Below are 5,541 nucleotides of genomic sequence, written 5' to 3'. Positions count from 1 at the left end.
TTGTGTTCGTCAGCAGCAGAGAAGCGAGATTATGCGGTGTTTTGCGTTTATCGTCAACCCCTTCTTTTCCTTCGCTTCGCTGCTTCAAGAAGCTGCGCCGGCGTCGGAGGAGCAGAACTATAGCAAATGACACCTCACCTGCGCAAGTGTCACTTCCCGAACCATCCATAGATAAAAACTATCGACACGGTAAAATCAATTTGCTTTCATATGCAAACGAGAATCGTTATCATTTGATGCTACTGTCGTGATAACGAAGCAAAGAGAGAACATCCATGGTCGTCGCCGCCAAGAAAACCAGTCAAGTCATTGCCCACCTGGCGATCGCCTTCGTCATCACCTATGCGATGACCGGTTCAGCCCTCATCGGCGGCCTTGCCCTCATCATCGAGCCGGTCATCAATGTGCTGCTCCTGCCTTTCCACGAAAAAGCCTGGCATGCCATCCGCGCCAGGGCGCGGGACGAACGCGACCGCTACATGAAGATTGCTGCGGAAAAGATCAGCCAGACTGCGCTGCACATGGTCGTTGCCTTCAGCGTGATGTACGTGGCCACCGGCTCGCTCGCCTTCGGCGGTATCGCTGCGGTGCTCGAGCCCATCTGCAATGTGATCCTGCTGCCGATCCACGACCGCTTCTGGGAAAAGCTCGAGCTGCGCCTGAATGCCGCCTTGCGCGTGGCCTGAGACTGGCCCGACCGTGTTGTTCAGATATTGCAGGCGCATGGTATTTCCAGTGCTACACTGAGCGTCTGACACCGCCGTCCCGCGCCGGTCATCCTCCTCCGAACAATAGGTCGCAATCATGAGCAAGTCGGTTTGGCCTGGCTGTGCCGGTGAAACGGCGGCACTCGTTCGTACCAGGGACTGGAGCCGCTCGCCCCTCGGTCCGCTCGACAGCTGGCCGGACAGCCTGCGCATCCTCACCGACGCCGTCCTGCGCGCACCCGCCAGCATGGTGCTCGTCTGGGGCGACGACCGCACCCTCATCTACAACGACGCCTACGCGCGCATCGCAGCTGACCGCCACCCGCAGGCCTTCGGCGGATCGGTGCGCGACGCCTGGCCCGAGGCCTGGGACTTCAACCGGGAAGTGTTCGACGCCTGCTTCGCCGGCGAAGAGCGGGTCTTCCGCGACGCCCATTTCGTCCTCGCCCGCAACGGCCTGCCGTGCGACACCTGGTTCGATCTCTACTACTCCCCTGCGGTGGACGAGAACGGCCAGGTGCGCGGCGTGCTGTCGACCGTGATCGACACCACCGCGCGGGTCTTCGCCGAACGGGAGCGCGACCGCAAGGAGCAGCACCTCCAGCAGGCGAATGCCGACCTCGACGCCTTGCGCATCCGGCTCGAGGACGCCAACCGGCGGCTGTCGGCCGACATGGACTTCCTGAACACCCTGTTCGGCCAGGCGCCAAGCTTCATGGCCGTGCTGGCCGGGCCGGACCACGTCTACGAACTGGCCAACGAGTCCTACCTCCGGCTGGTCCAGCACCGCCAGGTCCTCGGCAAGCCGATCCGCGCGGCGCTGCCGGAACTCGCGGGGCAAGGCATCTACGAACTGCTCGACCGCGTCTACCGCGACGGCGAGCCCTTCCACGGCCGGAACATCGACGTGCAGCTGGACAGCGCCGACGGCGTGGCGACCGAGCGCCGCATCCTCGACTTCGTCTACCAGCCCTTGAAGCACGGCGACGGGCAGACCTATGCGATCTTCGTCGAAGGCGTCGACGTCACCGACCATGCGCTGACCGAGGAGCGGCTGCGCGTGGCGCAGGAGGCGGGCGAGATCGGCACCTTCGAGTGGTTCCCGGCCACCGGCAAGCTGACCGTCTCCGATGCCTACCGCCGCATCTGGGGGTTCGCTCCCGGCGCCGAGATCACCGCCGACCTGCTGGTGAGCCACGTGCACGCGGGCGATCGCCACCTGACCGGCCCGGATCGCATGGCCAATGACGACAATCCGATCGGTTACGCCGAATACCGTATCACCCGCGCCGACAGCGGCGAGACGCGCTGGATCGCGCGCCGCGGCCAGTCGGTGCGCAGCACGGTGGCCGGGGAACGCCGCTATCTCGGCGTGGCCTTCGACATCACCGAACGCAAGCGCATCGAGGAAGACCTGCTGCAGGCGCAGGCCGCCCTGCACGCCTTGAACCAGTCGCTGGAGCGCAAGGTGGTGCAGGAAGAGGCGGGCCGCTTCAAGGCCGAGGATGCGCTGCGCCAGGCGCACAAGATGGAAGCGGTCGGCCAGCTCGCGAGCGGCGTCGCCCACGACTTCAACAACGTCCTGCAGATCATCTCGAGCAACCTGCAACTGATGGAACTCGACGGCGTCGGCCCGCAAGCCGCCGGCCGCGTCGCCAGCGCCGTCGCCGCGGTGGAGCGGGGCTCGAAGCTGTCCTCGCAGCTGCTCGCCTTCGCGCGCCGCCAGCCGCTGCAGCCGGTGGTCACCCACCTCGGTGAGCTGATCGGCGGCATGGAGTCGCTGCTGCTGCGCGCGCTGGGCGACCGCATCGCGGTCGAAATCCGCCAGAGCGCCGGCCTGTGGAACGTGCAGGTCGACCGCAACCAGCTGGAGAACGCGATCCTGAACATGGCGATCAACGCGCGCGACGCGATGGACGGCAGCGGCAGCCTGACGATCGGGCTGTCCAACGCGCCGCACGACGGGACCCTGGACGGCGACCACGTCTGCCTGTCGATCACCGACAGCGGCTGCGGCATGCCGCCGGAGATCCTGAACAAGATCTTCGATCCCTTCTACACGACCAAGGCGCCGGGCAAGGGCACCGGCCTGGGCATGAGCATGGTGTACGGCTTCGTCAAGCAAAGCGGCGGCGAGATCAAGGTGCGCAGCACGCCGGGCGAAGGTACGGCGATCGCGATCTTCCTGCCGCGCGCGGCGGGCCAGGTGCAGGCAGAGGATGCCGTCGCCGACAGCACGATCCCGGGCGGCGTCGAGACCATCCTGGTGGTCGACGACGACCACGCCGTGATGGCCACCACCACCGAGATGCTGGCCGGCCTCGGCTACCAGGTGCTGCGCGCCGGGAACGGACAGGAAGCGCTGGCCATCCTCGGCAGCGGCTTGAATGTCGACCTGCTGTTCACCGACATCTCGATGCCGGGCGCCGTCGACTGCGCGAGCCTGGTGCGCCAGTGCCGTGCGCTGTCGCCGCGCACCGCCATCATGCTGGCTTCGGGCCAGCTGCCCGACGCCTCCTTCGACGAGGAACTCGACCTGCTGCCCAAGCCCTACAACCGCGAGCAGCTGGCGCGCGCGGTGCGCACCCAGCTCGGCGCGCCGGCGGCCATACGGCCCGCGCACGCACCGGCGCCGATGGCGATCGAGGCGAATGGTGGCCACCGCATCTTGGTGGTGGAAGACGATCCCGACACCCGCGAGCTGGCTTGCGAGCTGCTGGCGGCGCTCGGCCACGCGGCCAGCGGCAGCGCCTCGGCCGAGCAGGCGCTGGCACTCCTGAAGGAACACGAGATCGACATCCTGTTCACCGATTTGAACCTGCCCGGCCTGTCCGGCATCGAGCTTGCCAACCGCGCCATGGCGTCGCAGCCGGCCTTGAAGGTGATCCTGGCGTCGGGCGACGGCCACAGCTCGCGCATCCCGCTGGCCAGCGGCATGGCGGTGCTGCCCAAGCCCTACGACCTGCCGCAACTCGAACTCAGCATCGCGCACGTGGCGACCATGCCCGGCGGCACGCTGCACTGACGCGGCCATGGACATGATGAACAAACCTACGCGGGTTCTGCTGATCGACGACCACCGCATCAATGCGGAGCTGGTCGCCGGCATGCTGGACCAGGAGCCGGACCTGGCCCTCGACTACCTGCAGGAGCCGGGCGAGGCGGTGCGCGCGGCGCGCGCCTTCGGGCCCAGCGTGATCATGGTCGACCTGCACATGCCGGTGTTCAGCGGGTTCGATGTGATCCGCGCGCTGAAGGAGGCGCCGGACCTGGCGCCCATCCCGATCATCATGCTGTCCTCGAACGACAGCCCGCAGGTCAAGGCGACCGGCTTCACGGCAGGCGCGATGGATTACCTGGTCAAGTGGCCGGATCGCATCGAACTCGCCGCCCGCCTGCGCGCGCATGCGCGGGCCCATGCCGCGACGCGCGAACGCGACCAGGCCATGCAGGCCCTGGCCGCCAGCCAGGCCGCGCTGCTCGAGCGCACCCGCGAGCTGGCCGACGCCCAGGCATCGCTGCACGAGGCGCAGAAGATGGAAGCGATCGGCCAGCTCACCAACGGCATCGCACACGACTTCAACAACGTCCTGCAGCTGATCACCGGCCACCTGCAGCTGCTGCGCATGATGCACAAGCACGACGAGAAGACGGTGCGGCGGGTCGAGGCGGCCTCCGAAGGCGTACGGCGCGGCGCCCGGATCGCCGGGCAGCTGCACGCTTTCGCGCGCCGCCAGCCGCTCACCCCGGTGACGATGCCGGTCGACGCACACCTGCGCAGCATGGAGGCTGCGATCGCGGGCGTGCTCGCGGGGCGCAGCTTCGCCATCACGTCGAGCGGCGAAACGGCGCTCGCGGCGCTCGATCCGGTGCAGTTCGGGAACAGCGTGCTGCACCTGGTGCGCAACGCAGCGGATGCGATGGGCGCGGACGGCCACCTGACGATCACGATCGACCGCGCGCCTCTGCCGGGCGGCGCGGAGGGGCAAGGCGACGCGGACCACGTGCGCGTACGCCTGCGCGACAATGGCGCCGGCATGAGCGAGGAAGTGCAGCGGCGCGCCTTCGAACCCTTCTTCTCGACCAGGGGCGGGCGGCGCGGCTTGGGCCTGAGCCTGGCTTTCGGCTTCGTCAAGCAGAGCGGCGGGCAGATCGAACTGACGAGCGCAAGTGAAGACGGGACCACCGTCAGCCTCTACTTCCCGGCCACGCACGCGGCATCGCCTCGGCAGGAGGGCGGCACGCGCACGGTGCTGGTGGTGGAAGACGAAGCGGCGGTACGCGAGGTGTGCGTCGAGGTGTTGCGCAAGCAAGGCTTGTACGTGCTCGAGGCGGCCGACGGCGAAACGGCGCTGGGTCTGATTCGCCAGCGGCTGCCGATCGACCTGCTGTTCACCGATATCGTGATGCCGGGCGGCGTGACGGGCCAGGACCTGGCCCGCGCCGCAGCCGAACACCTGCCGTACGCGAAGGTGTTGTTCGCATCCGGTTATCCGGCCGGGCTGCATGAAGAAGGCGAACTGGTGCAGTGTACGCAGTTGCTGCACAAGCCGTATCGGCTGGATGAGATGACGCGGGTTGTGCGGGGGTTGCTGGAGGTCTAAAGCAAAGTCAACTTAGGCACCGGCCTGCGCCGGTGCGACGGTTTTGCGGGTAACGCAGGGATCCGACGCCGCATCCATTTACCATCAGCAGATGAACCGTCGTTCCGGCGAAGGCGTGAACGATGCCACTGGCATCGTTCACCCAATTCCGTGGAATAGTGAGAGCGCATGCTTGATGAGATAACGCGCGCCCAAAGCAAAAAACCCCGCAGAGATCACTCCGCGGGGTT

At 66.9% G+C, this 5,541-nt stretch carries 3 protein-coding genes; all 3 read left to right on the top strand.

The window, feature by feature from the left end; genetic code table 11:
• The first annotated feature begins 275 nt into the window (after positions 1 to 275).
• On the top strand, positions 276 to 686 hold the full coding sequence (locus LQ564_RS25660; protein ID WP_231060965.1) for a DUF2061 domain-containing protein: 411 nt from the start codon (positions 276 to 278) through the stop codon (positions 684 to 686).
• 118 nt (positions 687 to 804) lie between these two features.
• Entirely contained in the window at positions 805 to 3,732 is a 2,928-nt protein-coding gene (locus LQ564_RS25655; protein WP_231060964.1) for a response regulator, read from the top strand.
• Between the two features lie 13 nt (positions 3,733 to 3,745).
• Positions 3,746 to 5,311 carry a response regulator gene (locus tag LQ564_RS25650; RefSeq protein WP_231060963.1) on the top strand — a complete coding sequence of 522 codons (1,566 nt, stop codon included), beginning with the start codon at positions 3,746 to 3,748 and terminating at the stop codon, positions 5,309 to 5,311.
• The last annotated feature ends 230 nt before the right edge of the window (positions 5,312 to 5,541 follow it).

The sequence above is a fragment of the Massilia phyllostachyos genome (genome assembly GCF_021044825.1).
In the GTDB taxonomy this organism is placed as follows: Bacteria; Pseudomonadota; Gammaproteobacteria; order Burkholderiales; family Burkholderiaceae_D; genus Telluria; species Telluria phyllostachyos.
Note: the sequence above shows the minus strand (reverse complement) of the source record. Positions and strands in the feature narration are given on the sequence as shown.

Excerpts from the sequence above, each read along its gene's own strand:
- LQ564_RS25655 (WP_231060964.1), top strand. The coding sequence starts at position 805 with ATGAGCAAGTCGGTTTGGCCTGGCTGTGCCGGTGAAACGGCGGCACTC.
- LQ564_RS25650 (WP_231060963.1), top strand. The coding sequence starts at position 3,746 with ATGATGAACAAACCTACGCGGGTTCTGCTGATCGACGACCACCGCATC.
- LQ564_RS25660 (WP_231060965.1), top strand. The coding sequence starts at position 276 with ATGGTCGTCGCCGCCAAGAAAACCAGTCAAGTCATTGCCCACCTGGCG.